Origin of the sequence: Oceanobacillus neutriphilus, assembly GCF_014645515.1 — a bacterium.
In the GTDB taxonomy this organism is placed as follows: Bacteria; Bacillota; Bacilli; order Bacillales; family Amphibacillaceae; genus Oceanobacillus; species Oceanobacillus neutriphilus.
On the sequence record NZ_BMLW01000019.1, the window covers coordinates 46,926 to 71,648 of the forward strand.

Consider the following 24,723-nt stretch of genomic DNA (forward strand, 5'->3'; position numbering starts at 1 on the left):
TGTTATCGAATCAGATGGAATCTCGTTTATTTTGTAAAAGAAATCATTATTAATGAATATCCGCCTTCGTAAAATAAACAACCATACTGATAAACCCTATAATTGCCGTACCTGCAATAATAATATACGAATATTCCGCCGGATAAGTCGAGGGGAGTGTATGATTAGAAATATCTCCTGCAGCTGCCCATGGAAATAACCCTCTATGTTCTGAATTTCCAGCCATTACATTAATCAGCGTAATTACAACCGTAAAAATAATGGTCGGCACATAATTTTTCAGCACTAATGTCACCAGTATAATGGGAGTAGAGAGGACAAATAATAATAACCCCCCTGTACTAAATTGTTTCAATGAATTCCGCAATAAAGAAGTGTCTAAACCATCAAACTGTGTTAATAAACCTAAAGTTAATGTGAGTACCCAGGCTATTATCGATAGCATCATGATCCACATAAACAGCAGAAGCATTTTACTAATAATAAAACCTGCTCGTGACACAGGAATCGTTAATAAATTTCTCAATGTATTTTCCGCATATTCCCGATTGAAAAGATACGTTGTCACCACACCATATAAGGGGGCCCCTATGATGAGAACGGTATACAGGTTAACGTTGTAAAACAGGTCATTAAAAGGAGTGGCAGGTTCATGAATAAATGTAGCTATTACTACTACAAAAGGGGCGACAGCTGCTCCAAGTATACTTATAAGAAACATACTGGAGCGTTTAAGTTTTAAAAATTCCGTGAATAATAAATCAGCCAATTGCTCCACCCCCGACTAATTTTGTAAAGTAATCCTCTAAATTATCCTCACTTACTTTTATTTTGAGCACTTCAATATCATTCTCAACAAAAACCTTATTAAGCTTACCTTGATTTCCTAAATGGGAATATACTCGAATATTTCCTTCATCATGGACTTCATAATCCAAAATACCAAAGTGGCTTTCCAAAAGCATAGCTGCTTTATTGTCATTAGAAACTTGAAATTCTAAATACTTACGGTTTCGTTTTCGAAGACTTTCAAAGCCGATTTCTTCCAGGAGCTTTCCTTCATGGATAATCCCCATATGATCTGCCAGCTGTTCGATTTCCGATAATATGTGGCTCGATACAAAAATGGTTATATTTCTTTCTTTTGCCAGTGATTGGATAAGACTCCGCATTTCCTTAATTCCGATTGGATCTAAACCATTGGTAGGCTCGTCTAAAATTAACAGCTCCGGATAATGAAGCAGTGCTCGGGCGATGCCTAATCTTTGCTTCATACCTAAAGAATATTTGCCGACAAGCTTCCTTGTTTCATGATGTAAATCAACAATCTCCAGAGCCTCTTCAATTGCATTTTTCTTATGGACGCCAATGATCTTTGCATTCACTAACAGATTTTCTCTTGCAGTAAGATTTTCATAAAATCCAGGAACTTCCACCATTGATCCGATTCTTCTTAAAATTTCTTTTTTATTCTTAAATAGATCCTCACCAAATAATTCAATTTGACCGGATGTTGGTTTGATCAGCCCTAGTAACATTCGAATCGTAGTTGTTTTCCCGGCGCCGTTTCGACCGAGAAAACCGTAAATCTCTCCCTGATTCACAGTAATATTCAGATGATCTACCGATTTTTGCTGTCCATAAATTTTCGTCAGATTTGTGGTTTTAATGATTTCACTTATTTTAGACACCTGCTTTCAATGAAGTATATAGTTACATTATAGAGAGCAGATTTTAATTCGGGCTTAAGCATTTCTTAATTGTTTCTTAACTAAAGCTTGATGAATTATTTTTAGGAATAGAAAATCCAAATGTAGTTCTTTTCCAAGGAATACTTTCAACCCAAATCTTCCCATGATGTTTTTCTACCAGCGTTTTCGCAATTGATAGACCGAGCCCGCTTCCTCCAGATAGAAGATTTCTTGACTGGTCCCCACGGTACATTTTTTCAAACACATGCATCATATCCTCACCGGCAATTCCGGGTCCCTGATCCCATATCAACAATTGATAGTCTTTAGAGGTTTCTATAAGTTCTACCCCTAATATTTTTCCTTCGCTGCCATAATGTACGGCATTTTTGATTAAATTGCCTATGATTCGTTTTAGACTCAGGCAATCTGCTGTGATAATATACTTCTCTTCTGGAATAATCGTTTTTAACGCCATATTCTTTTTTTCTAAATCTGGCAGGAACTCAATTAAGCACTCTCTTGTAATTTCAGCAAAGTCGAGTTGTTCTTTCTTTAATGTGATTTCATCTGCATCGATTTTTGCCATATGGAAGAGTTCATCTATTAATTGCTTCAGACCGTTTGCTTTTCTGGATATAATTTCAAGGTACGCTTTCTTTTCTGCTTCTGAAACTGCGATATCATCTTTTAGAGCATCGACATAGCCGATAATCGAGGTAAGGGGTGTACGGATATCGTGAGAAATTCCTGAGAGGATTCCTTTTCTTGCTTTTTCTGATTTTATTGACTGAACTTGTACCTTTTCCAATTGCTCTACTAACTCGTTGATAGAAAAAACAAATTCATCTAACACCTTATCGTGTTTAGTCAATAATCTTGTTCTTACATTCCCGTCAACTGCACGTCTTAGTTCTATATTCACCCGTTTTAATTGTGTAAGATAACGAAATCTCAAAATAAAAAAAATAGTGGATATGAGAAATAGGATAATATATAAAGACCATTTTAATGCGTCTCCTGAATGGCTGTTAATATCTACAATAAATGTTCCCGTCAAGATGAAAAACTGGAAAATAATAAGAAGGAGAACCTTGTCATTCTTCATTCTGTTCACCAACAAATTTATAGCCGATTCCCCATACCGTTTGAATGAATTTAGGATGAGAGGGATCTGTTTCTATTTTCTTTCTGAGCTTTCGGATATGTACCATTACCGTATTATCATCTTCTATATAATCGCTTCCCCAGACATTACGAAATAATTGTGTTTTAGTGAAAACCTGTTCGGGCTGGGAGGCAAAAAATTTAAGAAGTTCAAATTCTTTTGCAGTCAGCGGGATTTCCCTGCCAGCAATGGTGAGTGTATAGGTTTTAAGATTAATTGTCAGGTTTTTAAAGGTGATCGATGTTTTTTTAAGGAAGCTGCCATCAATCTCCCGTATAAAAGATCTCCGTAACAGAGCCTTGACTCTGGCGACCACTTCATGAATACTGAAAGGCTTTGTAATATAGTCGTCTGCACCAATTCCTAAGCCTAAAAGTTTATCCATCTCCTGATCCTTCGCAGTAAGCATCATGATAGGGACATTTGTTTTTGTTCTAAGTCTCCTGCACGCTTCTATTCCGTCCAGCCTAGGCATCATCAGATCTAAAATGACAAGATGATATTGTTTTCTATCAAATAATTGAAGAGCTTCTTCACCATCTATGGCCAAATCTATTTGATAATGCTCTCTTTCTAAATATTTTTTTAATAAATCTCTAATTTCTTTTTCATCATCAGCAATCAGAATTTGAATGTTCTCCATGTATTCACCTGCTTTTTAAAGTTAAATGGTAAATGATTCTGCTGTTTTATAATTTATAAATGTGTTTTTTCTAGATTTTATCTACATTCTTTATTATAGCTTTTGACGTATTCATTATATTTCTCCTGTAGAAGATCTACAAGTTTATGAACGTGTAACATTAAATAAATCCTCCCGTATATAATTTCTTTTGGCCAGCATTTTTAGATAGACCATTCCAATATAATAAGGGATGTTTCTAAAGTATCTGAAAATACTAGGTTATGTTATTAACAACAATAATTTAATGATAAATAATAATATTTTATTGAAAAACGATAAATAATGTATTAATATAAAATTATCAATAAATAAGTGGGGTGTTTCTTATGAAAAGGGGAACAACAATTTTTTTGAAGGCTATTGTTATTCTTATAGGGCTTACGGTACTTACTTTATGCATTTTTTTATTGCCTTGGCTGGCAAATGATACAGCGAAAATGTTTCCTGAATATGCTTATTTAAAATATCCTGTTTTAATCGGCTTGTATGTGACTGCAATTCCATTTTTCATCGCTCTGTATCAGGCTTTTAGACTCTTAAACAGGATTGATAATAACACTGCCTTCTCTGAATTCTCCGTAAAGGCTTTAAACAATATAAAATATGATGCAATGATTATCAGTTTTATATATATAATTGGGGCGGTCTTTTTACTAATAGTAAATGCTCTGCACCCGGGGATTGCACTTATTGGATTAACAATTATTCTTGCATCTGCTGTTATTGCAGTTTTCGCTGAGGTTCTTCAGAGATTATTAAGAAATGCTATAGATATGAAATCAGAAAATGATTTAACGGTCTGAGCTGAATAAAATTGGCAAAGCAAAAGCCATTCGTTTTTCAGCTTTAGAGGCAATATGTAAAGCATTGGAATACCCGCCTGGGGATATTTTAGAATATAGGGATGCTGCAGATAACAGAGCATAATAAATACAGAAATGAAGGAGAAAGATATGAAAACTTATATATTTATGGTGAGGCACGGTTATTCACCAAAAGAAGGAGATGAACGGACAAGAGAGCTAACAAATAAAGGTATTATAGATGCCTTCCGGGTAGCTGATGTCTTAAAAGAGGAAGAGATTAATGCGGTTATCTCCAGTCCATATAAACGTTCCGTACAAACTGCTCAAGGATTAGCAGATCAGCTGGGGCAAAAAGTATTGATAATGGAAGAACTTAAGGAGATAAGCACAGCAAATAAGCTGAATGAACAAGTCAATGAGCATTCAGGCCATCTTGCTGCGTTATCGCAAGTTTTTGTTATGCTATTCAGCAATCCTGGTATGGTTTTTAATATTGCGTTAACAGCAACGCAAATGATTAGTTCCAGAGCGATTGTTCCTCGCGAATTATTATCAGAATATCGGGAATCTATTGCTTGCGACTTATGGTGTGAACAGTTATCTGAGTTTAATTTATGGCGGCGGTGACCTCGCTTCCGACTTGAAACACTTAGGGATAATTATTGGTGTACTGCTAGTGATTGCTATTGCTGTACAAATTGTATTCTCTGTATGGGATCGATTCAAACTGCAAAAAAATCTTGGTTAGGAAGAAGGAACAATTTAGAGAGCGTTTAGTGTAATTTTGATTATCTAAAGCAAAAAAAGGTATATTCCATATTTTCTTTGTAACAAAGTTATTCGTAAGGAAGGTACCTGTTCCTAAAAATGCTCCAGTAATAACAGAACAATTTTATTTAATAATTTCAATTTTTTTTTGCGCATATTATAATGATTGGTTGTCGATTTTCAAATCTACTTCAGGCTTGAATTTTCTGTATTGAATCCATAAATACAATGTAACTACTGTAAAACGATATAAAGTCAGCAATCGGAGTAGCCAGCCATACTCCTAATAAACCAAGGAACTTCGGCAGAATATAAACAAGCGGAACCAGCAGGATTAGCTGTCTTAATAGGCTTAGGAAAATAGCTTTCCGAGCATTTCCAATATACTGAAAGAAGTTGGCTCCTATCATTTGAACACCAACGATTGACACCATACAACAGAAGATTCGCATACCAAACGTTGCAGTCTCTAAGAATTTAGGATCGGTGCTCCCGCCAAATGCCGAAATAATATAGCTGCCAAAAATCTCAATGAACAGGAACATAAAGATGCAAAAAAGCAAAGGGGTGTGCACATGGTCAAGGTGTTGCAGAAAATATCCGGCACATTCCGCGACCCAAAGGAAGCTGAGCTTTTTGGCAGGATTTGGGATTACATTTCCACGTTGAAAAAGGAATCCCATTCTGTAATTGATGCTTTGCATTCAGTGATGACAGGGAAACCTTTCCTTCCCGATAAAAACAACTAATAACCAAAGAAATTTACGCTTATAAGGGTGCATGAGCACCTCTTACTTGTGTTGCTTTTATAACAACACTCCACCTGAATAGTTACTCTTTTTCATTGACTCGTTCAATTGAGACGATTTCATTTATATCATCGATATCTAAAGTTTCGGCAATTTTTATTATATAGTCGATATATATATATTCACGTCTACCGTTTGCGAGAAGACTTAACTTACCTTTGTCAATGTCAGCCTTAAGAGCAAGTTTTGATAGCGACCACCCTTTTTTTTCTAATAGTTCATGGATATGGATAACTAGTTTTCTTTCTTTATACAAATAATCAGATCCTTTCGAAAAAAGTGTTGCGTATATAAGTATCGTAGGCTATAATAAAACCAGAATCGTTGCCTCTGTGGTCAACAATTCGTAAAATAGTAGCGTTATTTCTAATAACTGAAAGGAGTTCATGAGGAAGATTCTGCAGGTTTTTAGTCATAATGCGGTTGCTGTGGAAAGTGTTGATGGGGAAACAGAGATTTTAGTTGGAAAGGGAATCGGCTTTAATAAACGAAAGGGGGATTGGATAAATAGAAACGTTGCCTCAAGAGTTTTTGTAGAAAGTGAGAGACAGCGAGTTGTAGAGAAAGGATAGAAACTACTTACTTTTCTTCAATTGTGAGGATTTCTCTAATATCAGTGATGTTTAGGGTCTCGGCAATACGAACGATGTATTCAATATTGACACGTTGGCGTTTTCCACTAGCAAGTTCGCTTAATCTGGCGATATCGATGTCTGCTTGTCTGGAAAGTTCTCGCAAAGACATATTGTGTTTTTGAGTTAGTTCATGGATATGGATAACCAGTTTTTTCTCAGTGAACAAGTTGATCAGACCTTTCATGGTGTTGTGTATATGAATAGCATATGATACAACTTGATACGAAGTGTTACTTATTTAGCAAACAAAATTTGATTGTATTGTTTTTTATTTTGAATTTGTATTGTTTACGAGAATTGAATAATGGGGAGTAACTAGTTTTATAGGCTTAACCCAAATTTTTCTTCAGCTTTGGTTGGAGAAAGGTTTGGGTTTTCTTGTTTGTCAATTTTTTATGAGGCGGAAGTGGCTCTATAATTTTCATAAAGTTCCTGAAGAAATTATACTGCCAGTAACTTTAAAGATAAGAGAATCCACAATTTAGAATCTTTAATTGTATTCTTTCTTTCTTTATTGATTTAAGTATGAAACCGATTCATACCCAGAAATAGTTCTTCAAAATGAAGGAGGTGTTCGGAATGTGATAAATAGAAAGAAAAATTATGGATAATTCTGTTATGTTGTAAAAATCATAAGCTCTCGGAATTACTTAAGTGAAATCATCCGAATTTCCAAAACTTCAGTGGAATCTGTCGGGTAGGTTGTTATTTTCATCGTGTTTTCAAAAAAAGTACACCAAATAATATTCAAATGTCTTCCATATTTGAACCAGAACTTACAACAGTGCCTCAACCAACACCAGAAATTGGTAGAATTGCCATGGAGCTGTTTCTTAGTTTGAGTTTGATAAGAAATCGGAAAATGACAAAGAAACAGCTTGTTCTTGAAAGAGAATTAATTGTACGTCAATCTTGTCTTGTGGAGAAAAAGCTTTGCAAAAAAATGTAATCGATTACATTAAAGTTTCAAAAGAATTATGTTCTTGACTTCAATTTCAGTATGGTCAAACTAAAAAAAAACATGTACATACATGAGAGAGTTTTCATGATTGGTAGTAAATCCACCGGGAAAGGGTTAACCGATACACTTTCAAATGTAACAGTAAGCATGCCTGTTGTGTATTCAAACTATTTGCTAGCACCACGCAAAGATATGTGAAAAATTTAAACAAGACTATTTTATATTGCTTCTTATTAATCCAGGATTTTTATATGACAGGTGTGGAAGTAAGTATTAGTGATTTCATGGAGGAGAAGAATGAATATGAGAAAAGTAAAAGTTGGAATTATTGGTTGTGGAAATATTAGTCCAATCTATTTTCAAGCAGGGGAAAAGTTTGACATTCTTGATATTGTTGCTTGTGCAGATTTGACTTTGTCAAAGGCAAAGAAGAGATCTGAGGAATTTAATGTTCCAAGAGCATGTACCGTTGATGAACTCTTATCAGATCCTGAAATAGAGATGGTGGTCAACTTAACAAATCCGGAAGCTCATTCAGAGGTGCATTTAAAGACCTTGGAAGCTGGTAAACATACTTATGGAGAAAAACCTTTAGCAACTGAACTGGAGGATGCTGAAAAGATCCTTTCTTTGGCGAAGGAGAAGGGATTGTTGGTTGGCACGGCTCCAGACACCTTTTTAGGAGGGGGGATACAAACGTGTAGAAAGTTGATTGATGATGGGTGGATTGGTGAACCAATTGCCGCAACAGCATTTATGATGTCTTATGGTCCAGAAAGTTGGCATCCAAACCCCGGTTTCCTGTATAAAAAAGGCGCTGGGCCTATGTTTGATATGGGTCCATATTATTTGACGGCGCTAATCAATCTAATTGGACCGGTACAACGTCTTTCCGGGTCAGTGAGAGCAACATTCCCGGAGAGGACTATTACAAATGAGCTTGATTACGGCAAAAAGATTCCAGTTGAAACACCTACCCATATCGCGGGTGTGTTCGAATTCCAAAATGGTGCTATTGGGACAATCATCACAAGCTTTGATGTATGGGGAACCAAAACACCGCATATTGAAATTTATGGAACAACTGGGACGTTAATTGTACCCGATCCAAATGCCTTCGGTGGTCCAGTAAGTGTAAAAAGGCAGGATTATGAGGATTTTGTGAACATACCACTAACTCATGGTTTCTCCGAGAATAGCAGAGGACTGGGACTCCTGGATATGGTGTATGCCATTCTAAATAATAGAGCGCACCGTGCAAATGGGCAAATAGGTTATCATGTTTTGGAACTGATGCATGGATTCCATATAGCATCAAATGAGAGCAAATATTATGAAGTAAAAAGTACATGTGAAAAACCTGCATCCTTGCCAATGAATTTTTTGAAAAATTCATTGGAAATATAATTTTTTAACTTTAGAAATATTAAGAGGTATTTTAAACAAGGTACAGCAGATAAGGGGGATTTAATATGTTATATACCGGTATTCATCACGTTTCTTTAGTGGTAATGCAACTGGATCGTTCAAAATACTTTTACGGAGACATTCTTGGTTTTAAAAATATCGAGCGCCCGGATTTTGACACGGATGGTGCATGGTATCAAGTAGGCAGTACCCAGGTACATTTAATCGTTTATCCAGAAGGAAAGACGCTCCGCGGAACGTCTAAATTGGATAAAGATGACGGTCATTTTGCTGTTCAAGTTGACGATATTGACGCATTAATTGAGCGTATGGATAGGTACGGTGTTCCGCTATTAATCGTTCAAGCGGAGAATGTAGGCGGTCAACGTGTTTATGTTAATGATCCAGATGGTAATTTAATTGAGTTTAAGGGCTCAGAATAAAGGTTGCTAGAAATTTAAGTAAATAGAGGTTTTTAACAAATTTATCTAATTTTTAAATATTTAAATAGTTATAAATTGAAGTTTTTGATCTTTGCCAGAAATCGATTACATTAGTGTTTTGATGTAAGTTATGGATAATATATGTAAGTTCTTAGAAGAATTAGATAGTTGTGGTAATAGTTTTGTATTGTTTTTGTTATAACTATAATCTTCAAAAAAATGGAGGGATTTTAAGTGAAAAAATCATTACTTTTAGTTTGTTCGATTGTTACTTTATTCTTAACAACAGCTTGTGGGGGTGGAGCTATAACGAATGAAAAGGTAGAAAAATCGTCAGATAATAAAGATGACGAAATTATTTTAGAACTCTGGCATACTTATACTGGTGGTACTAAATTAGATGTAATAAATAATGCGATAGAGCGTTTTGAGGCTGATAACCCTGGTGTGAAAGTGAAGTCCACTACCACAAGAAATGATAATTTTAAACAACAAATGACTGTTGCAATGACTGGAGGGGATCCACCTGATGTCTTCCTTAATTATGGTGGGGATTGGTTAGGAGAATTTGTTGATGGAGACAAGATAATCGATTTATCTGAAGATGGTGTTGATACTGAACGTTTCTTAGAAATGACTTTAGAGAGCTCTCAATTTAATGGCGGTCAATATGGTTTACCACTGGGTTTAACTTTACATCTGACTTTCTATAATAAAGATATATTTGAAAAACTGCATTTGGAAGCTCCTGAGACATATAGTGATCTCTTAAATACTATAGACGTCTTGAAAGAAAATGAGTATATTCCGTATGCATTTGCTAATCAGACAAGTTGGCCGGGAAGTTTTTATTATATGTACCTTGTAGATCGAATTGCCGGAGAGGACCTATTTAAAGAGGCAATAGAAGGGAATGAGAGTTTTGAAAATGAAGCTTTTGTTAAAGCAGGAGAATATATTAAAGAGTTAGTTGAAGCAGATGCTTTTAATCCAGGATTTAATGGTTTTCCGCCAGATTCCGGACATGCCAGGCAGTTAATATATACAGAGCAAGCAGTGATGTTGATGATGAATACCAATTTTCTAGATAATGCAAAGGAAGAATTTTCAGAAATTGTTGAAAAATTGGATTTCTTTTCATTTCCTGCATTGGAGGAAGGGAAAGGAGACGTAAATAATTTGAATGGAGCCACATCACCAGTTTTTTCTGCTTATAGTGGTTCCGACCATCCTGATTTGGCTGCCGAACTTATAGAATATTTAACAAGCAAAGAGACAGCTCAAGAATGGGTTGACTTGACAAATGAGCTTTCCGCTATAGAAGGAATTAGAACCGATGATCCCGTTTTTCAAAAGTTAAGTGATTATGCTGAAAAGGCAGATTTCATTCAAATGCCTTATGACCAAACTTTACCCCCATCATTGGCTCAAGTACATCTTGATACATTACAAGAAATCTTTGGTTTGAGCATGACTCCAGAAGAAGCTGCAAAACAGATGGAGGTAGAAGCTGAAAAAATTCGAAGTAGAAAGTAAAAAATAAAAGGGCTTTTTAAAAGAAAGCCCTTACGATTCGGTACTGCACCCCAAGTGTTAGATTTTTATTCTAACTTCTGGGGGCACTACCTTCTAGGGGGAAAGATTTAATATGTCGAAAAGTCGTGTGCTTAAACAAAATTTGGACAAAAACAAAAAGGGTACAAATAAATGGACCATTCTATGGTTTGTTTTACCAGCTTTATTAATTTATGTGGTTTATACTTTATACCCTATAATAGCAACTTTTAATTATAGTTTATTAGATTGGAATGGTGCAAGTGGAATAAGTGAGTTTGTGGGTATACAAAACTATATTAATTTATTTGCAGATTCTAGTTTTTGGCAAGCGTTAGAAAATAACATGCTACTTGTTGTTGTATCAGTTTTTATTCAAATCCCACTTGGTCTAGTGATGGCATTAGTTTTGTTTTCTGATGTGTATGGGAAAAGACTTCTAAATGTGGTTTTCTTTCTCCCTTACTTGATGTCTACTATCGCTATAGGCTTATTATGGGTTTACCTTTATTCACCGGAAAGTGGACCAATTAATAAAATAGCTACTTTTTTAGGATTAGGGGATTTTGAATGGCTTGGTAATGCTGATTTAGCTATGCTTGCGGTACTTATAGTTATTATATGGCAGTTTTCACCTTTCTATATGATTTTGTTTAAAGCGGCAATCGTAGGTATTCCAGAGGAATTATATGAAGCAGCTAAAATAGATGGAGCTAGTAGTACACAACAGTTTTTTTTCGTAACCTTTCCAGCCTTAATACCTACGATTGTTAGTTCGTCAGTTTTGGCTGTTGTTGGGTCATTAAAATCCTTTGATATCATCTATATAATGACCGGAGGAGGACCTGGAAATGCTACTGAAATACTAGGTACTTATATGTATAAACAAGGTTTTGTAAATTTAAATATGGGATATGCGAGTACAATAGCAGCAGTAATGTTTATTATTGCTTTTATTGCCGTGGTAATTATCCAATTAATTGACTATCTTCGCAAAAAGAAAGGAGTGTTTTTATGAAACTCATAAATCTACCCAAGAAGATATGTCTGTATATATTAGTGATTGGAATATTATTGTTTACTGGATATCCATTTGTTTATATGATTATGACCTCGTTTAAGAGTATGAAGGGGTTCTTCCTAGATCCATTTTCGCTTTTTTCGGGTAGTTTAACGCTTGAAAACTATAGTACAGTATTTGATATGGGGATAGGAAGTTATTTTACCAACAGTCTTATTATAACTGTATTATCTGTATTATTAGTAGTATTTATAAGCGCTTTAGCAAGCTATCCACTTAGTAGAATAAAGTTCAAATTAAATAGACCTTTATTTTTATTGTTTATAGCAGGTATGATGGTACCCATGCATGCTACCTTAATCCCTATTTTTCTTTTGACACAAAATATGGGTTTATATGATTCTTTAACAGCTTTGTTAGGTCCTTATATTGCGTTTAGTCTACCAATCTCCATCTTTATATTAACACAATTTATGGGAGAACTTCCAAAAGAGTTAGAAGAAGCAGCACAATTAGATGGAGCTAATCATTGGAATATCTTTTGGAAAATATTGTTTCCTAATTTAGCACCAGCAATTTCCACAATAGTAATATATAACTTTTTATATTTGTGGACGGAATTTATATTTGCATTAACTTTAATAACTGATACAGGTAGTATGACCTTACCATTAGGTCTTCAAGACTTCTATGGGGAATTTACGGTTAATGTACCGGGATTAATGGCAGCTCTTGTGTTAGCTAGTTTGCCAGTTATTGCTGTATTTATTATAGCACAAGAACGTGTAGTTAAAGGATTAACTGGAGGCTCGGTAAAAGGCTAAATACAGGCAAGTAAACGACTTAAAAAGTGTAAGTGTAGTAATTAACAAATAACTATCTTTATAGAGGATGTTCAAAAAGTCCAATAAAGATGACACGGCGAATTTCTGCGTTGGCAAGCGTTTTCCGTTACTCACGTATTATGTAGCATACGCTCCGTTCGGAAAACGCTATCCGCCTTGAACTTCTTGGTCCTATTTATCGGACTTTTTGAACACACACTTATAGGAAATAAATTTTATCAATGGGAGGATATACAATGAATTTAAAAGTGGGAATACAATTATATTCAGTACGTCAATCTTTACAGGCAGACCCATTCGGAACATTACAAAAAGTAGCAGATGCGGGGTTTAAATATGTAGAAGCTGCAAATCATAGTGCCCTTGAAAATGATGGTGTCGGATTTGAAATGACTGCCAAAGAAATGAGGAAGGCTCTAAACGACCTTGGATTATCGATAGTTGGTAGTCATATAAATCCTTTAAACATGGATCGCCTTCCGGATATTCTTGATTATCATCAAGAGTTAGGGAATAACCAGATAGGATGTGACATCGAATTTTTCCCTTATAACGATAGAGATTATGTGCTTCGTCGGTGTGAATTATTCAACAAAGTTGGAGAAATGTGCAAAGAGCGTGGTATGAGATATTACTATCATAATCATTATCAAGAGTTTCAAAAATTTGGTGATGAGACAGTCTATGAGATTATAATGAAAAATACTGATCCCTCTTTGGTATTTATTGAAATGGACACATATTGGATAACTCGGGCTGGTCAGGATCCTTTAAAACTAATTGAAAAATATAAGGATCGTTTAGTTCTTCTCCATCAAAAGGATTTTCCAAAAGAATCACCACAGCCAATTAATATGTACGATGGTATAATTGACTCAACTCAATCAATAGATAGTAATTTATTTTCTGAAACGAAGAATCCCAATTGTTTCTCAGAAATAGGTACAGGTATTCTTCCAATACAAAATATTATTGATTGTGCAAAAACAGCACCTAATCTGGAGTATATTTTATTGGAACAAGATTGCACGAACCTTGATGAAATTGACTCAATTAATATTAGTATGGAACATTTTAAAAAATATTCAGGAATAACTTGGAAATAATAATTAGTAATGGATTATAAAAGTATCCGCAGATTTGTTTTTTATTTTTTTACTAATAGGATGTATAAGTGAAGATTATATTTTACTCTTCCCGCTGCCTCACTTCAAAGTTATTCTGATTTAACAGAAGGAGAATTGAAAGCAGTAAATATCGATTGGGATTCTGATGAAGAGTATACCAAAACAGCGGATAATATTTACTCGCTTGCAGAAGAACAGAAACCAATACAATTTAATTCTGAACAACAGATAGATGTATTATTTGAGCATCAAGATTTTGAAATCAAAGAGTTAAATGTTTATGTAAGTCAGTGCGATGAGAAGACAGAATTGCCCGTGGATGATCGAACCTTCAAATTACCAGAAGATGAAGGTAAATATATCATTGTACTAGAAATTCTCACAGATAAAGGCAGTGCAGAATATGCAGGGAATCTGGTTATTGAATAGTAGGGAATAGACGATACACAATCAGAAAGAAATGGCTGGTTTATCGGTAGTTACGAAATAAAAATTGTGAAAGTAAGAATGTTTACAACTCTTACTTTCACAATGAATCAGACACTCAAGGAAGCCTCAAAAATAAACGATACCATTGCAATAAATTCAGGAATTACATCTGATACACCTACAAATCCCAAAAAAAGAGTGCGAGTTTTCCTGAAGTTCCTCTTCATTTCTCCGAATTACTTTCTACTGCTTGAAAATAAATTCTTCTCTGTACTTACGATCAGAATCGCCTTTATTTGTCCAGGTAACAATAACCTTCAATTCCTTAGCTTGAACAGATAACGGAAAGTTCTGATGATTAAAGACGGGTTGTTTACTATTCTTATCTATTTCGAAATCATCCGTATCGGCTATAGTAAATAATTCAAAGTCATACGAAGAACTTGGGTCATCTCTGTAAGCTTCTATTCTTTCCAATTTAATATCTTCATCACCAATATACTGAACATCCATACTGTACATATTGTAGACATCAGGTTTCGGTTCAACATCTTCATTCTTCGGCTTATCAATCATTATTTCCCATTGATCCGTTTTATCCGATGAAGGCAATTTTTCAAGTGCTGATGCTACTCCACTGATAGGAAATAATAGAAATGATAAAATAGTGAAGAAGATAAATACCTTTGTAAATTTCATATGGTTCACCTCCATTTACATTAGTTTGCATGGAACCTGATCATTTATTCAGAGGAATTTGTTTTGTTACCTTGCTGTATCTCCAAAAAAGTTTACAAAATATTTTTCAAACGTGGATCTTTTGCTAAAGAAATAAACATGCACTTTGTGATAAAATCTATAAGGTATACGGATAAAAAAATAAATTAAAAGCGAGGATATATAATGATTGCAAAGACAGAAGAGGATTTTAACGGATTAAAAGAAATTGGGAAAATTTGCGGAGAGATTCGAAATGAATTAGTCCAGCGCGCTAAACCTGGAATTACTACAAAAGAACTGGATGAAATTGCAGGCGAAATGTTTGAGAAAGCAGGCGCTCAATCTGCGCCAAAAGGAGAATATGATTTTCCTGGATATACATGTATCAGCGTAAATGAAGAAGTAGCACACGGGATTCCGGGGACGCGGGTTATTGAAGAAGGTGACCTTGTTAATATCGATGTTTCGGGTTCAAAAAATGGTTATTTTGCGGATACTGGAATTTCTATTGTAGTTGGCAGGGGAGATGAAATATTACAGAAAATATGTGATGTGGTGAAAGAAGCGTTTGACGCTGGTCTTAAGAAAGCAAAACCAGGCTCGAAAAAAAGTGCACTTGGGAAAGCTGTACACAATGTAGCAAAACAGCATGATTTAACGGTTATCAAAAACCTAACTGGACATGGTGTTGGACGTTCTATTCATGAAGCACCGGATCATATTTTTAATTATTATTCACGCTGGGATGACGAAATTTTAAAGGATGGAATGGTTATTGCTTTTGAACCATTTATTTCTACATTGGAAGAGGAGGTTTTGCAATCCGATGATGGCTGGACCTTTTTTACAGATGAAAGTTTTGTAGCACAATATGAGCATACGATTATACTGACTAAGGAAGGACCAATTATTACTACATTGTGAGAGATGATACTGCGATAGGGCATAATTGAAGAAAGATGCCGTAAAGAAGGGAACGATAAATATGAAAATATATAATACAGTTCCATATTTCTTAGAAAACTATTTGCCTACAGTAGAGTATTTAAATCATTATCATGAAGTATTCGCACCACACTTTAAGGAATATTTTCTGTATCATTGTAAAGATGCAGATGAGAAGATAAAAAATGCAATTCAAAAATATCCTTCCCAAATGAGCGGGATCAAGGAAGCAAATGCGAAAATTGAGAATCTGATTCAGCAAGTTGTAACGGGTTATGAACAAAAATATCACGTTGAACTTACTGAAGACGTGCATATTATTGTTGGGGCATATGGATCGAATGCTTTTACGCATCGCCAAATAAACCCCGAAGTAACTTTCTGCTTAGAAAAGCTGTCTTCAAATGAAAAGCATTTAAAAGTAATTATTGCCCACGAATTTGGACATGCTCTGCATAATATGCTGTCGGATCAGGAGGGGATGGACTGGTCTGAGCTTCAATGGCTCCATCCATTCACAACATTGCTGCAGGAGGGATGTGCAACGTACTTTTCTGAACAGATAACTGCTGCTGAAAAATCAGTTTATTTTTCATATGATGATAACGGGGAAGAATGGTTACAATTTGTGGAAAAAAATAAAAGTGAGATTATCCATGCTTTTTTAGAAGACCTGCAAAAATGTTCAAACTCTGAAATCTTCCGCGAATGGTTTTCCATTAATGGAGGCTTGCACTTTGGTTATACACGTTTAGCTTATTTTATTGGTTATAGTGTGCTTCAATCTTTAATTGAAAAGTATCAGGAGAAAAAAGCTGTCACTATTTGGAAGGATCCTGGCTTTCATGAAGAAATAGAGAAGGTACTTTTAGACCTTGCTAAGGGATCCTGTTGAAAAGATTTTAGCAAATATCTTTTCAACAGGATCCTTATTTTTGAGGAAAGCACTCTTCACATATGAAGCTTCCTTCATTTTTTTAATAAAGTGGAATTCCTGGATTAATAATACCCACCATTATTAAAAAATTATAGAAATAATCAATGGTATAATTATGTTAGTAAATAATAAGGCGGTGTTGAATAGTGAGTGTTAATCGTGAAGAATTAAAACGGCTAATTGATTTTATTCACGAAGAAGATACGGCTGAAGTGTACGATTTTATTGGTTATTTAAACATGAAACGGGAAAGAGAAACCATTGAACAATTGGATTTAGATCTGCTATCTAAGGATAAGGAACTTATTCGACAAGTCCAGAAGAGCCAGGAAGATCATACATATGGACGCATATACAATAAAGAACAAGGACTAAGATATCTTCAAAATAAAATTAGCGAGTTTGAAAGTGAACAAAACTTATAATGTTTTTTGGTCGAATATAATAACCAGTTTATTCAATAGAAGGACGGTATGGCATAATGAAGCCATAACCGTCCTTTAATAATTTTTATCTAAAATCAGAAGCAAATTACTTATTGCCCACAGAATACCTGCTATTTGAGTTATGATATAAAATGTCAGTTCAGCAGGTGTTAATTTTCTTTCCTTTTTGATTTTCTTAAAATGAAAATAATAATAAATTGCACATATCAATAAGGCAGCTCCAGATAATTGGTATATGTTTTCTAATAAGTTAACCAACAAATCTTCCTCTCTTTTCCAAAAACATTTGGTGGCTGAATGGTCGCAATTCCAGCTTGGTAACGCAATTGTATCAAAATTTTTATAAAAATTAAACAGCTCAATTTAATGGAATAAAAAATGATTTCCTAACTTGAAGAAATTGGATATTAAATAGAATAAAGAATAAGGAAAAGAAGCTTTATATGGGAATCATAAACAATAAGAGGCGCTCTGGTGTATGTATTGTACAATGTTGGAAATGCTTTTAAACAATTGCGTTATACTGTAAGGTTTTTATTATTTACTATATAATTTAAGCACAGGTAATGGAAGAGGGGAATTGTTAAAAGGAAAACGCTCTTCTTCCAATTATCGATATAATGATAAGGATGCTAAAATAATTAAACAGTATAAATACTGTGTGCAAAGCTCATTTATCTATTTATTAAGCTTAATAATAAGTGACAATGTCAATTAAATCTATTTCATTCGGAGGTGAAATCCTTACATATTTGTGTGTAAGGAGCATTTTGGATATATTCAGTCTTATAATGGTTGTTATTTTAATTTTAATATCTTCATTTTTTGTTGCGACAGAGTTTGCAATCGTCAGAGTAAGAAAATCAAGAGTTGACGAGTTGGTAGCACAGGGCAAGCCAGGGGCTAAAGCCGTTGAAAAGGTTACCGGTAATTTAGATGGGTATTTAGCTGCCTGCCAGCTGGGGATAACAGTTACTTCACTTGGTATTGGCTGGTTAGGGGAACCTGCAGTTGCTCATTTAATTCGTCCATTATTTGCTTTATTTGGATTCTCTGAAGCGATTGTATCTACAGTATCTGTAATTATTGGATTTGGTATCATTACCTTTTTGCACGTTGTCATCGGCGAGCTGGCACCAAAGTCATTCTCCATCCAAAAAACAGAGGCAGTCAGTTTATTGGTTTCTCCGTTATTAATTATTTTTAATAAGGTTATGTATCCATTTATCTGGGCTTTAAATGGAGCCTCCCGTTTTTTAGTCGGTCTGTTCGGTTTGCCGCCTGCAACAGAAAATGGAGAGGTTTACTCAGAAGAGGAAGTTCGCACGATCCTATCATCCAGCTATCAAAGCGGAGAAATCAATGCTTCGGAAATGGGTTACTTAAAAAATGTTTTTGATTTTGACGAACGAGTGGCAAAGGAAGTTATGGTTCCGAGAACAGAAATTGCTTGTATTTATAACGATAATACGTACGAAGAAAATCTGGAGGTCCTAAAAAAAGAAAAATTCACCAGATATCCTGTAGCAGAAGGGGATAAAGACCAAATTATCGGGGTTATTAACACGAAAGAATTTTTTAACGATTTTCTTAATGAAACACCAAAAGAGGATTTCAAAGGATATATTAAACCAATTGTTCACGTTGCTGAAAATACACCAGTCCATGAGGTGCTCACTAAAATGCAAAAGGAGCACAGCTATATGGCCATTGTTGTCGATGAATACGGTGGAACAGCCGGTCTTGTTACGGTGGAAGACATTATCGAGGAAATTTTTGGAGAGATACAGGATGAACTTGATATAGATGAAATACCAATGATGCAACGAACAGGCGAGGATATGTATCTACTGAATGGCAGATTACTCATTTCAGATACAAATGAATTGCTGGGGACGGAGATTGATGATGATGAACTCGATACGATTGGCGGATGGATTTTTAATCAATTGGGTGAAGCAAAATCTGGTTTAACTATTAAATATGACAACTATCATTTTACAATTAAAAAAGTGGACAGATATCAAATAAAATTAATTGAAGCAAAAAGAATAAACAAGGATAATGAAGACGATGATTCAGCAGCTGCACCAAAAATGTAGTGATTTTATTCTGCCTGGTCCACATTTTTGGATGGCGTAACGCGTATTTTTAGATTCAAACATAAACGACTTTATTGGATTTGCAATTTCCATTATTGTGTCTGGTATAGAGATAATCTCTTCTCAGTAAAAAATGTATAAAGAGCAGTAAACTCAAATAGCAAAACAAGTTAGAGTACCTTGAAAACGAGAAACTCTTACAGAATTGGTATTTTTCCCGCGCATTTAATAATCGCATTTATTATGAATACACTTACTTATGAGTGCTTAATCTGTAAAAAGAACAATCAAAATTAGAATCTCCGCTCAAAGGCATCGGAGCCTGCCTTAGACAAAAGCTTGGCAGGCTCCGACGCATTATCTCTTCAATGAATGAAGCCATTTATTATATTGCCATGTCGATTCCAATATTTAGCCGCAAAGCTTCTTTATATACGAAATAAGCAGCAGCGAGATCCTCTATGGCTAAGCCATTTGATTTAAATAATGTGATCTGCTCAACAGAAGTTCGCAGGTTTGACTTTCCAACGATCAGATCTGTAAGTTCATGTACACGATCCCATACAATAACCCCTTCCTTATCCGCAATAACCAAATCACCGGATTCCATTTTCGATTGTTCAATGGAATCTGTTATAATAATATCTGCTTTATTCACAACCTCACTTGCGATTTCGCGTTCATATATTCTGTTATTTCCTATGGCATTCAAATGTACGCCCTTGTGTATTAAATCCCCCTGCAAAATAGGTTGAGCAGCACTTGTTGCCGTGGTAATAATATCTGCATCTTTTACTGCAAGTTCTACATATTCTGTTGGCTTTAACTCTGTATTAATCTGAGGTTGAAGTCTACGACAGAATTCGTAAACGGATTTTGGATGATGACTCCAGATATTGACACGATCTAATTCTCTTACTTCGCAGATTGCTTTAAGCTGTGTTTCAGCTTGAAATCCTGTTCCAAGTAAAGCAGCAATCTTCGAATTAGGAACAGCTAAATAATCCGTAGCCAAACCGGTTACAGCACCGGTACGAATTCTTCCTAATTCATCTGCTTCCATTAAGCACAACAGGTCTCCTTCACCTGAAAAAAGTAGGAAATACGCAACGGGATTTTTAGACATTGTAGTAAATGTATAATTTTTAACTCCCATGATATTTGCTTCTGGTATGGAGGCTGACATAGTGTTAAGTGTGGTATTTTCAATTGCTACACGGGATCTGTGTTGGTTTTGTGCTTGATGGAAAACTAGCTCATTAAGACCGTATTTTACAGCTTCAATGGCTTTTTTCATTGGTAATAGCAATTTAACATTTTTTTCTGATAAAAACAATGTCATTATCTTTTCCCCTTTGCAAGCATAGTGTTCTCTTCAGCTTCTTTATGAATTTGGTACTTGTATCTTTGAATTTTAATACTTAAGGGAACATGTATATATTCCCTTAAGTTAAGCACTGTTAGTTCACATCATATCGTCCATCTTTTCTAACTCAAGCCTTCTGTGCAGCTTTGAAAGTATAGACTCGGATAACAAGATACTAAAGGCATATGCCCAGCTGACAAAAAATAGCGCGTACGAAGTAGAAATTAGGCGTTTTATAATATTTTTGTTTATTTTGTGAATTAAAAGATAATTTAAACGTTTAACTTATTTCCTTACCTTTTGTCTCTGGTACCAAAAAGAACATGGCTAGTGCTGCGATTATATAAACCCCGGAAATCAAACCTAAAGCGGAACTTATTGTACCATGAAGTGCCATGGCACCAATGGCTAATGGACCAAGTCCGCCTATAGCACGACCAACATTCCAAACGAAATTTTGGGCTGTAGATCGAACCTCTGTCGTATAATGCTCTGCTATGACTGCACCATAACCGCCCATCATACCATTGACAAAAAATCCAAGCAGCGCTCCCAACAGAATTAACAATAGGGGAGTGGTAAATTGAAAGTAAATCCAAATACCAATAGCACTAAAAACTTGAAATAGGATAAATGATGGTCTACGTCCTAACTTATCGGCAAGAAGCCCAAATACTAATATACCCAGAACCATACCTATGGTGGTTACCACTGTCCAAATAGTGGTGCTGCTGAATGAAAAACCTACTTCATTTGCCAGCGCAGTTGGTACCCACGTCATGACACCATAAAAGCCAAAGTTTTGGACACCACAAATAATGATGAGACCAATGGTGATACCCGTTTGTTTAGGAGAATCGAAAATTTGCTTTATGGGCACTTTATTGCCTGTTCCTTTTCGTTTTGCTTTACTTTGTTTCCACAGTTCAGGTTCTTTCAATCCTTTTCGGACCCAAAAGGCAAATATGGCTGGTAAAACACCGAAGAGAAAAACACCACGCCAACCAAAATGCGGGGCAATAATCGCTGTAGCTAACGATGCGAGTATAATACCTACCTGATACCCTACTGCTACCCCCGAAGTTGCACGAGACCGGTTTTTCTTAGGCCAGGCTTCCGTAACCAGAGTCATTCCTATACCAAATTCTCCACCTAAACCAATCCCCGCTAAAAAACGGTAGGCAGCAAAATCCCAAAATCCAACGGCTAGCGCACAAAGACCAGTGAATACAGAAAAAATGAGAACAGTCCATGAAAAAACTTTAACTCTACCGTATATATCTGCTAACATACCAAAAATAATGCCGCCGACAACTGCTCCCAACATGGTAATGGTTGATAGCGCTCCTCCTTCTACCGTAGTCAAAGATAGACCGGTAATAATAAGAGGAAGTGTGAAAGATAACACCATAAGATCTAAACCATCAAGCATATATCCTACACCGGATGCCCATAATGTTTGCCATTGATATTTTTTAGATTCCGGTTTCACACTTTGAACTTCTTGCGATTCCTGTATTTGTGACATGAAGATCCTCCTTTTTTGAATAGCTTTATTAACTAGCGGATTTATCCTTTTCCTACAATCCTTCAGATGGAAATGAAGTACCTTATTGCGAATAATAGTTATTGGAAAAAATCGGATGTGTATATTGTTCAAAGAAAGAAAGGGCTTTCAATTCATCTAAACTTATAAAAGATAGAGTAATTCTACCATAGATCATATGTAAAAGTATTATCGATATAAACAAATCAGAAGTCAGAATATTGTTCATAAAGACATAATACGATATGATATATCTAATTCTTTATTACACAGTAAATTACCTGATTTGTTTTTGATAAGGATTTAAAAAGCTGTTTGGCGAGAAAATTGAATTTAGATTCAGTACCTTAAGTACTTTTTCTCACTATCTTTTAATTTAAGCGCTTTCTTAAAATGTGGAATAATATTGAACGTTTATTCGTAGTTTCATTCTAAGAGGCTAGGATATAAGGAAAATACCAAACGTGAAAGAAAGACAATACTAGGTTTGTAAAGGGGATGTACGTAGACTCCTGTGGGAGAAAAGCACAGGTAAGACCCCACAAGTATATCACGGTGAAGAAGACTAAAAGCACGGTAACGGTCGCAATGCTTTCATGACCAGCATTGTTTTGGTCCGAAGCTCATAGAGTCAAGCTTTCTTTAAAGCCAAATATTAAAAATGAGGTGAGATTGATGGGAATAACATTAGAAAGTGCAATGAAAATAGGCGGTTTAAAAAAATGCCGTATTTTAACAGGAGAGAAAGGCTTATCAAAGACAATTGATAATGTAACAATTACGGAAGTACCTGATATTACACGCTGGTTAAAAGGCAAAGAACTATTGCTAACCAGCTTTTTTGCTAAAAATGAGCCATCTGATCAAAAGCAGTTCATACAGCAGCTCTCTGCTATTAATACTTCAGCTTTAGCTATTAAACCCTATCATTACTTAGGTGAAATCCCTGATTTTATACTGGAAGAAGCTGAGAAGTATAGTTTGCCGATAATAGAAATACCCGAAGATGTTAGTTATCTGGATATATTATCCCCTGTTATGAGTGCTATTTTTAATAATAAAGCTTTACTTCAGGACGATATGGAGCAAGCTAATAAAATTCTTAGAGAAGTTTCGATAAATGGAGGAAGAGTCAACGATTTTATTGAAGCATTAGAATTCCTTACTAGAAGTATTGTTACGATAGAAAGCTGGTTACCTTTTATTAACCTTCCAAATCCAAGTTTCGAAATAGCACCTATATCAGAAGAAATGATAAGAGAGATGGAACTAATCAAACATCCTATTCGCTTAAAACGTAAACGTAATGGGGAAGAAATTCCATGTATTGTTGCGCCTATTTTGTTAGATGGTGTAATGTATGGTTACATCACGAGTTGGGGATATAAAGTGGAAAACCTGCAATTATACCTTTCTATACTGGAGCAAGCATCTGTATTTTTATCGCTTGAATTTTTAAGGCTTAAAGTCAAACATGATGTTGAACAACAATATAAAGATGACTTCATCCAGGAATTGCTTTTCAATAGATCTATGAATTTCCAGGATTTAATTGGAAAGGGTAAAAAATATCAATTTGATAACGAAAAAATGTACACTTGTATTCTATTTGTGACAGGACAGAAAGAACATAGAAACAGGAATGTAGATACTACGACAATTACCAGGGTTGACTATATTATTCGACAGCAGTGGTCTGATGCTATTGTAGGCAATATTCGTGATTATATTTGTATCATTTTTCCTGTGGGCGATAGCACGAAAACCGTATGGAAGGATCAATGTAACGCATTATGCAATTATTTAGATACTTATGTTGAACGTCACTTTGTATCTTACATGGGCGTAGGACTGATTTACAAAGGTATCACTGGGTTACGGGAAAGTTTTGTACAGGCAGAGAATGCCCTTAAATTAGGGCGTTATTTAGTCAATCCTAAAACAATCACTTTTTATGAGGATTTAGGTGTCTACCGTCTATTGGGGGCGCTAATTGGAAGCCAGGAATTAACCGACTTTTTCAATAAAACGGTGGGTAAGCTGATCGAATATGATAAATCTCATCATTTAAAACTCATCGAAACATTGAAGGCTTATTTTGAATACAATGAGAACCTTAAAGAAACGTCTCACTTTCTATTCATTCACGTAAATACATTAAAGTACAGGATGCGAAAAATCGCGTCTATAACAGGGTACTCGTTGAATGATACTGATGGAAAAATGATGTTATACATTGGGTTAAAAATAAATGAATTGTCGATATAGGATTGTTCATACAGACAATAAAAAGAAAAAAAATATATGTTAAA

General features: G+C 35.1%; 27 protein-coding genes and 1 pseudogene. 18 read left to right on the plus strand and 10 right to left on the minus strand.

Annotation, left to right across the window (positions count from 1 at the left end; genetic code table 11):
* Positions 1–49 precede the first annotated feature (49 nt).
* The 4 genes from IEX29_RS23940 to IEX29_RS23955 all read right to left on the minus strand — a co-directional run bounded on the left by IEX29_RS23940 (position 50) and on the right by IEX29_RS23955 (position 3,502).
* Entirely contained in the window at positions 50–769 is a 720-nt protein-coding gene (locus tag IEX29_RS23940; protein WP_188737970.1) for an ABC transporter permease, read from the minus strand.
* Positions 762–1,682, minus strand: coding sequence for an ABC transporter ATP-binding protein (locus IEX29_RS23945; protein WP_188738033.1), 921 nt, complete (start codon positions 1,680–1,682; stop codon positions 762–764). The genes IEX29_RS23940 and IEX29_RS23945 overlap by 8 nt, the downstream gene beginning before the upstream one ends.
* Positions 1,683–1,767: 85 nt before the next feature.
* On the minus strand, positions 1,768–2,799 hold the full coding sequence (locus tag IEX29_RS23950) for a sensor histidine kinase (RefSeq protein ID WP_188737973.1): 1,032 nt from the start codon (positions 2,797–2,799) through the stop codon (positions 1,768–1,770).
* The gene (locus IEX29_RS23955; protein WP_188737975.1) at positions 2,789–3,502 is read right to left on the minus strand and encodes a response regulator transcription factor; all 714 of its coding nucleotides are present in this window, start codon (positions 3,500–3,502) and stop codon (positions 2,789–2,791) included. The genes IEX29_RS23950 and IEX29_RS23955 overlap by 11 nt, the downstream gene beginning before the upstream one ends.
* A 368-nt stretch (positions 3,503–3,870) precedes the next feature.
* Between IEX29_RS23955 and IEX29_RS23960 the strand changes: the two genes are divergently transcribed.
* From IEX29_RS23960 to IEX29_RS26915, 4 genes and pseudogenes are all read left to right on the plus strand, one after another.
* Positions 3,871–4,347, plus strand: coding sequence for a DUF2975 domain-containing protein (locus IEX29_RS23960; protein WP_188737977.1), 477 nt, complete (start codon positions 3,871–3,873; stop codon positions 4,345–4,347).
* 7 nt (positions 4,348–4,354) lie between these two features.
* A pseudogene (locus IEX29_RS23965) lies at positions 4,355–4,471 on the plus strand (helix-turn-helix domain-containing protein); the annotation flags it as partial.
* A 26-nt stretch (positions 4,472–4,497) separates the two neighbouring features.
* Positions 4,498–4,977 carry a phosphoglycerate mutase family protein gene (locus IEX29_RS26910; protein ID WP_229720363.1) on the plus strand — a complete coding sequence of 160 codons (480 nt, stop codon included), beginning with the start codon at positions 4,498–4,500 and terminating at the stop codon, positions 4,975–4,977.
* Positions 4,940–5,098: a hypothetical protein gene (locus IEX29_RS26915; protein ID WP_229720364.1), complete on the plus strand. Its 159-nt coding sequence runs from the start codon at positions 4,940–4,942 to the stop codon at positions 5,096–5,098. Before IEX29_RS26910 ends, IEX29_RS26915 begins: the two co-directional genes overlap by 38 nt.
* Positions 5,099–5,309: 211 nt before the next feature.
* Here IEX29_RS26915 and IEX29_RS23980 read toward each other — a convergent pair whose 3' ends face one another.
* Together IEX29_RS23980 and IEX29_RS23985 are read right to left on the minus strand one after the other, a co-directional pair.
* Positions 5,310–5,822 carry an MATE family efflux transporter gene (locus tag IEX29_RS23980; protein WP_229720365.1) on the minus strand — a complete coding sequence of 171 codons (513 nt, stop codon included), beginning with the start codon at positions 5,820–5,822 and terminating at the stop codon, positions 5,310–5,312.
* 127 nt (positions 5,823–5,949) lie between these two features.
* Positions 5,950–6,183 (minus strand): helix-turn-helix domain-containing protein, encoded by a 234-nt coding sequence (locus IEX29_RS23985; RefSeq protein ID WP_188737981.1) that lies wholly within the window; start codon positions 6,181–6,183, stop codon positions 5,950–5,952.
* Positions 6,184–6,313: 130 nt separating this feature from the next.
* On the opposite strand from IEX29_RS23985, the gene IEX29_RS23990 reads away from it, so the two are divergent.
* Positions 6,314–6,499 carry a CAT RNA binding domain-containing protein gene (locus IEX29_RS23990; RefSeq protein WP_188737983.1) on the plus strand — a complete coding sequence of 62 codons (186 nt, stop codon included), beginning with the start codon at positions 6,314–6,316 and terminating at the stop codon, positions 6,497–6,499.
* Between the two features lie 7 nt (positions 6,500–6,506).
* Here the strand turns inward: IEX29_RS23990 and IEX29_RS23995 are convergent, their stop codons facing one another.
* Positions 6,507–6,746 carry a helix-turn-helix domain-containing protein gene (locus IEX29_RS23995; protein WP_188737985.1) on the minus strand — a complete coding sequence of 80 codons (240 nt, stop codon included), beginning with the start codon at positions 6,744–6,746 and terminating at the stop codon, positions 6,507–6,509.
* Between the two features lie 567 nt (positions 6,747–7,313).
* On the opposite strand from IEX29_RS23995, the gene IEX29_RS24000 reads away from it, so the two are divergent.
* From IEX29_RS24000 to IEX29_RS24035, 8 genes are all read left to right on the plus strand, one after another.
* Positions 7,314–7,511, plus strand: coding sequence for a substrate-binding domain-containing protein (locus tag IEX29_RS24000; protein WP_188737987.1), 198 nt, complete (start codon positions 7,314–7,316; stop codon positions 7,509–7,511).
* 315 nt (positions 7,512–7,826) lie between these two features.
* Complete coding sequence (locus IEX29_RS24005) at positions 7,827–8,930, plus strand: Gfo/Idh/MocA family protein (RefSeq protein ID WP_188737989.1); 1,104 nt, start codon at positions 7,827–7,829, stop codon at positions 8,928–8,930.
* Positions 8,931–8,995: 65 nt separating this feature from the next.
* A complete protein-coding gene (locus IEX29_RS24010) occupies positions 8,996–9,373 on the plus strand; it encodes a VOC family protein (RefSeq protein WP_188737991.1) in 378 nt (125 codons plus the stop codon).
* 234 nt (positions 9,374–9,607) lie between these two features.
* Complete coding sequence (locus IEX29_RS24015) at positions 9,608–10,909, plus strand: ABC transporter substrate-binding protein (protein ID WP_188737993.1); 1,302 nt, start codon at positions 9,608–9,610, stop codon at positions 10,907–10,909.
* Positions 10,910–11,021: 112 nt separating this feature from the next.
* Positions 11,022–11,945 carry a carbohydrate ABC transporter permease gene (locus IEX29_RS24020; protein ID WP_188737995.1) on the plus strand — a complete coding sequence of 308 codons (924 nt, stop codon included), beginning with the start codon at positions 11,022–11,024 and terminating at the stop codon, positions 11,943–11,945.
* On the plus strand, positions 11,942–12,772 hold the full coding sequence (locus IEX29_RS24025; protein ID WP_188737996.1) for a carbohydrate ABC transporter permease: 831 nt from the start codon (positions 11,942–11,944) through the stop codon (positions 12,770–12,772). The genes IEX29_RS24020 and IEX29_RS24025 overlap by 4 nt, the downstream gene beginning before the upstream one ends.
* 257 nt (positions 12,773–13,029) lie before the next feature.
* Positions 13,030–13,899, plus strand: a complete 870-nt coding sequence (locus IEX29_RS24030; protein ID WP_188737998.1) for a sugar phosphate isomerase/epimerase family protein — start codon at positions 13,030–13,032, stop codon at positions 13,897–13,899.
* A 135-nt stretch (positions 13,900–14,034) separates the two neighbouring features.
* Positions 14,035–14,349 (plus strand): hypothetical protein, encoded by a 315-nt coding sequence (locus IEX29_RS24035; RefSeq protein ID WP_188738000.1) that lies wholly within the window; start codon positions 14,035–14,037, stop codon positions 14,347–14,349.
* A gap of 243 nt (positions 14,350–14,592) precedes the next feature.
* On the opposite strand, the gene IEX29_RS24040 is transcribed toward IEX29_RS24035, so the two are convergent.
* Complete coding sequence (locus IEX29_RS24040; protein WP_188738002.1) at positions 14,593–15,048, minus strand: YozF family protein; 456 nt, start codon at positions 15,046–15,048, stop codon at positions 14,593–14,595.
* 204 nt (positions 15,049–15,252) lie between these two features.
* On the opposite strand from IEX29_RS24040, the gene map reads away from it, so the two are divergent.
* The 4 genes from map (at position 15,253) to IEX29_RS24065 (ending at position 19,499) form a co-directional block, all read left to right on the plus strand.
* Entirely contained in the window at positions 15,253–15,993 is a 741-nt protein-coding gene (map, locus tag IEX29_RS24045; RefSeq protein ID WP_188738004.1) for a type I methionyl aminopeptidase, read from the plus strand.
* A 61-nt stretch (positions 15,994–16,054) separates the two neighbouring features.
* Positions 16,055–16,909, plus strand: a complete 855-nt coding sequence (locus IEX29_RS24050; RefSeq protein ID WP_188738006.1) for a DUF5700 domain-containing putative Zn-dependent protease — start codon at positions 16,055–16,057, stop codon at positions 16,907–16,909.
* A 188-nt stretch (positions 16,910–17,097) separates the two neighbouring features.
* Entirely contained in the window at positions 17,098–17,376 is a 279-nt protein-coding gene (locus IEX29_RS24055) for a hypothetical protein (RefSeq protein WP_188738008.1), read from the plus strand.
* A gap of 791 nt (positions 17,377–18,167) precedes the next feature.
* Positions 18,168–19,499 (plus strand): hemolysin family protein, encoded by a 1,332-nt coding sequence (locus IEX29_RS24065; RefSeq protein WP_188738012.1) that lies wholly within the window; start codon positions 18,168–18,170, stop codon positions 19,497–19,499.
* A 385-nt stretch (positions 19,500–19,884) separates the two neighbouring features.
* On the opposite strand, the gene IEX29_RS24070 is transcribed toward IEX29_RS24065, so the two are convergent.
* A complete protein-coding gene (locus IEX29_RS24070; protein ID WP_188738014.1) occupies positions 19,885–20,841 on the minus strand; it encodes an ornithine cyclodeaminase family protein in 957 nt (318 codons plus the stop codon).
* A gap of 304 nt (positions 20,842–21,145) precedes the next feature.
* Positions 21,146–22,393, minus strand: coding sequence for an MFS transporter (locus tag IEX29_RS24075; protein WP_188738016.1), 1,248 nt, complete (start codon positions 22,391–22,393; stop codon positions 21,146–21,148).
* A gap of 693 nt (positions 22,394–23,086) precedes the next feature.
* Between IEX29_RS24075 and IEX29_RS24080 the strand changes: the two genes are divergently transcribed.
* Entirely contained in the window at positions 23,087–24,679 is a 1,593-nt protein-coding gene (locus IEX29_RS24080) for a PucR family transcriptional regulator (RefSeq protein WP_188738018.1), read from the plus strand.
* The last annotated feature ends 44 nt before the right edge of the window (positions 24,680–24,723 follow it).

What these genes read in the sequence shown, in the direction of transcription:
- IEX29_RS23950 (WP_188737973.1), bottom strand. Translation starts at nt 2,799, where the DNA reads ATGAAGAATGACAAGGTTCTCCTTCTTATTATTTTCCAGTTTTTCATC.
- IEX29_RS23955 (WP_188737975.1), bottom strand. Translation starts at nt 3,502, where the DNA reads ATGGAGAACATTCAAATTCTGATTGCTGATGATGAAAAAGAAATTAGA.
- IEX29_RS23960 (WP_188737977.1), top strand. Translation starts at nt 3,871, where the DNA reads ATGAAAAGGGGAACAACAATTTTTTTGAAGGCTATTGTTATTCTTATA.
- IEX29_RS26910 (WP_229720363.1), top strand. Translation starts at nt 4,498, where the DNA reads ATGAAAACTTATATATTTATGGTGAGGCACGGTTATTCACCAAAAGAA.
- IEX29_RS23980 (WP_229720365.1), bottom strand. Translation starts at nt 5,822, where the DNA reads ATGCAAAGCATCAATTACAGAATGGGATTCCTTTTTCAACGTGGAAAT.
- IEX29_RS23990 (WP_188737983.1), top strand. Translation starts at nt 6,314, where the DNA reads ATGAGGAAGATTCTGCAGGTTTTTAGTCATAATGCGGTTGCTGTGGAA.
- IEX29_RS23995 (WP_188737985.1), bottom strand. Translation starts at nt 6,746, where the DNA reads ATGAAAGGTCTGATCAACTTGTTCACTGAGAAAAAACTGGTTATCCAT.
- IEX29_RS24000 (WP_188737987.1), top strand. Translation starts at nt 7,314, where the DNA reads ATGTCTTCCATATTTGAACCAGAACTTACAACAGTGCCTCAACCAACA.
- IEX29_RS24005 (WP_188737989.1), top strand. Translation starts at nt 7,827, where the DNA reads ATGAGAAAAGTAAAAGTTGGAATTATTGGTTGTGGAAATATTAGTCCA.
- IEX29_RS24010 (WP_188737991.1), top strand. Translation starts at nt 8,996, where the DNA reads ATGTTATATACCGGTATTCATCACGTTTCTTTAGTGGTAATGCAACTG.
- IEX29_RS24020 (WP_188737995.1), top strand. Translation starts at nt 11,022, where the DNA reads ATGTCGAAAAGTCGTGTGCTTAAACAAAATTTGGACAAAAACAAAAAG.
- IEX29_RS24025 (WP_188737996.1), top strand. Translation starts at nt 11,942, where the DNA reads ATGAAACTCATAAATCTACCCAAGAAGATATGTCTGTATATATTAGTG.
- IEX29_RS24030 (WP_188737998.1), top strand. Translation starts at nt 13,030, where the DNA reads ATGAATTTAAAAGTGGGAATACAATTATATTCAGTACGTCAATCTTTA.
- IEX29_RS24040 (WP_188738002.1), bottom strand. Translation starts at nt 15,048, where the DNA reads ATGAAATTTACAAAGGTATTTATCTTCTTCACTATTTTATCATTTCTA.
- map (WP_188738004.1), top strand. Translation starts at nt 15,253, where the DNA reads ATGATTGCAAAGACAGAAGAGGATTTTAACGGATTAAAAGAAATTGGG.
- IEX29_RS24050 (WP_188738006.1), top strand. Translation starts at nt 16,055, where the DNA reads ATGAAAATATATAATACAGTTCCATATTTCTTAGAAAACTATTTGCCT.
- IEX29_RS24070 (WP_188738014.1), bottom strand. Translation starts at nt 20,841, where the DNA reads ATGACATTGTTTTTATCAGAAAAAAATGTTAAATTGCTATTACCAATG.
- IEX29_RS24075 (WP_188738016.1), bottom strand. Translation starts at nt 22,393, where the DNA reads ATGTCACAAATACAGGAATCGCAAGAAGTTCAAAGTGTGAAACCGGAA.
- IEX29_RS24080 (WP_188738018.1), top strand. Translation starts at nt 23,087, where the DNA reads ATGGGAATAACATTAGAAAGTGCAATGAAAATAGGCGGTTTAAAAAAA.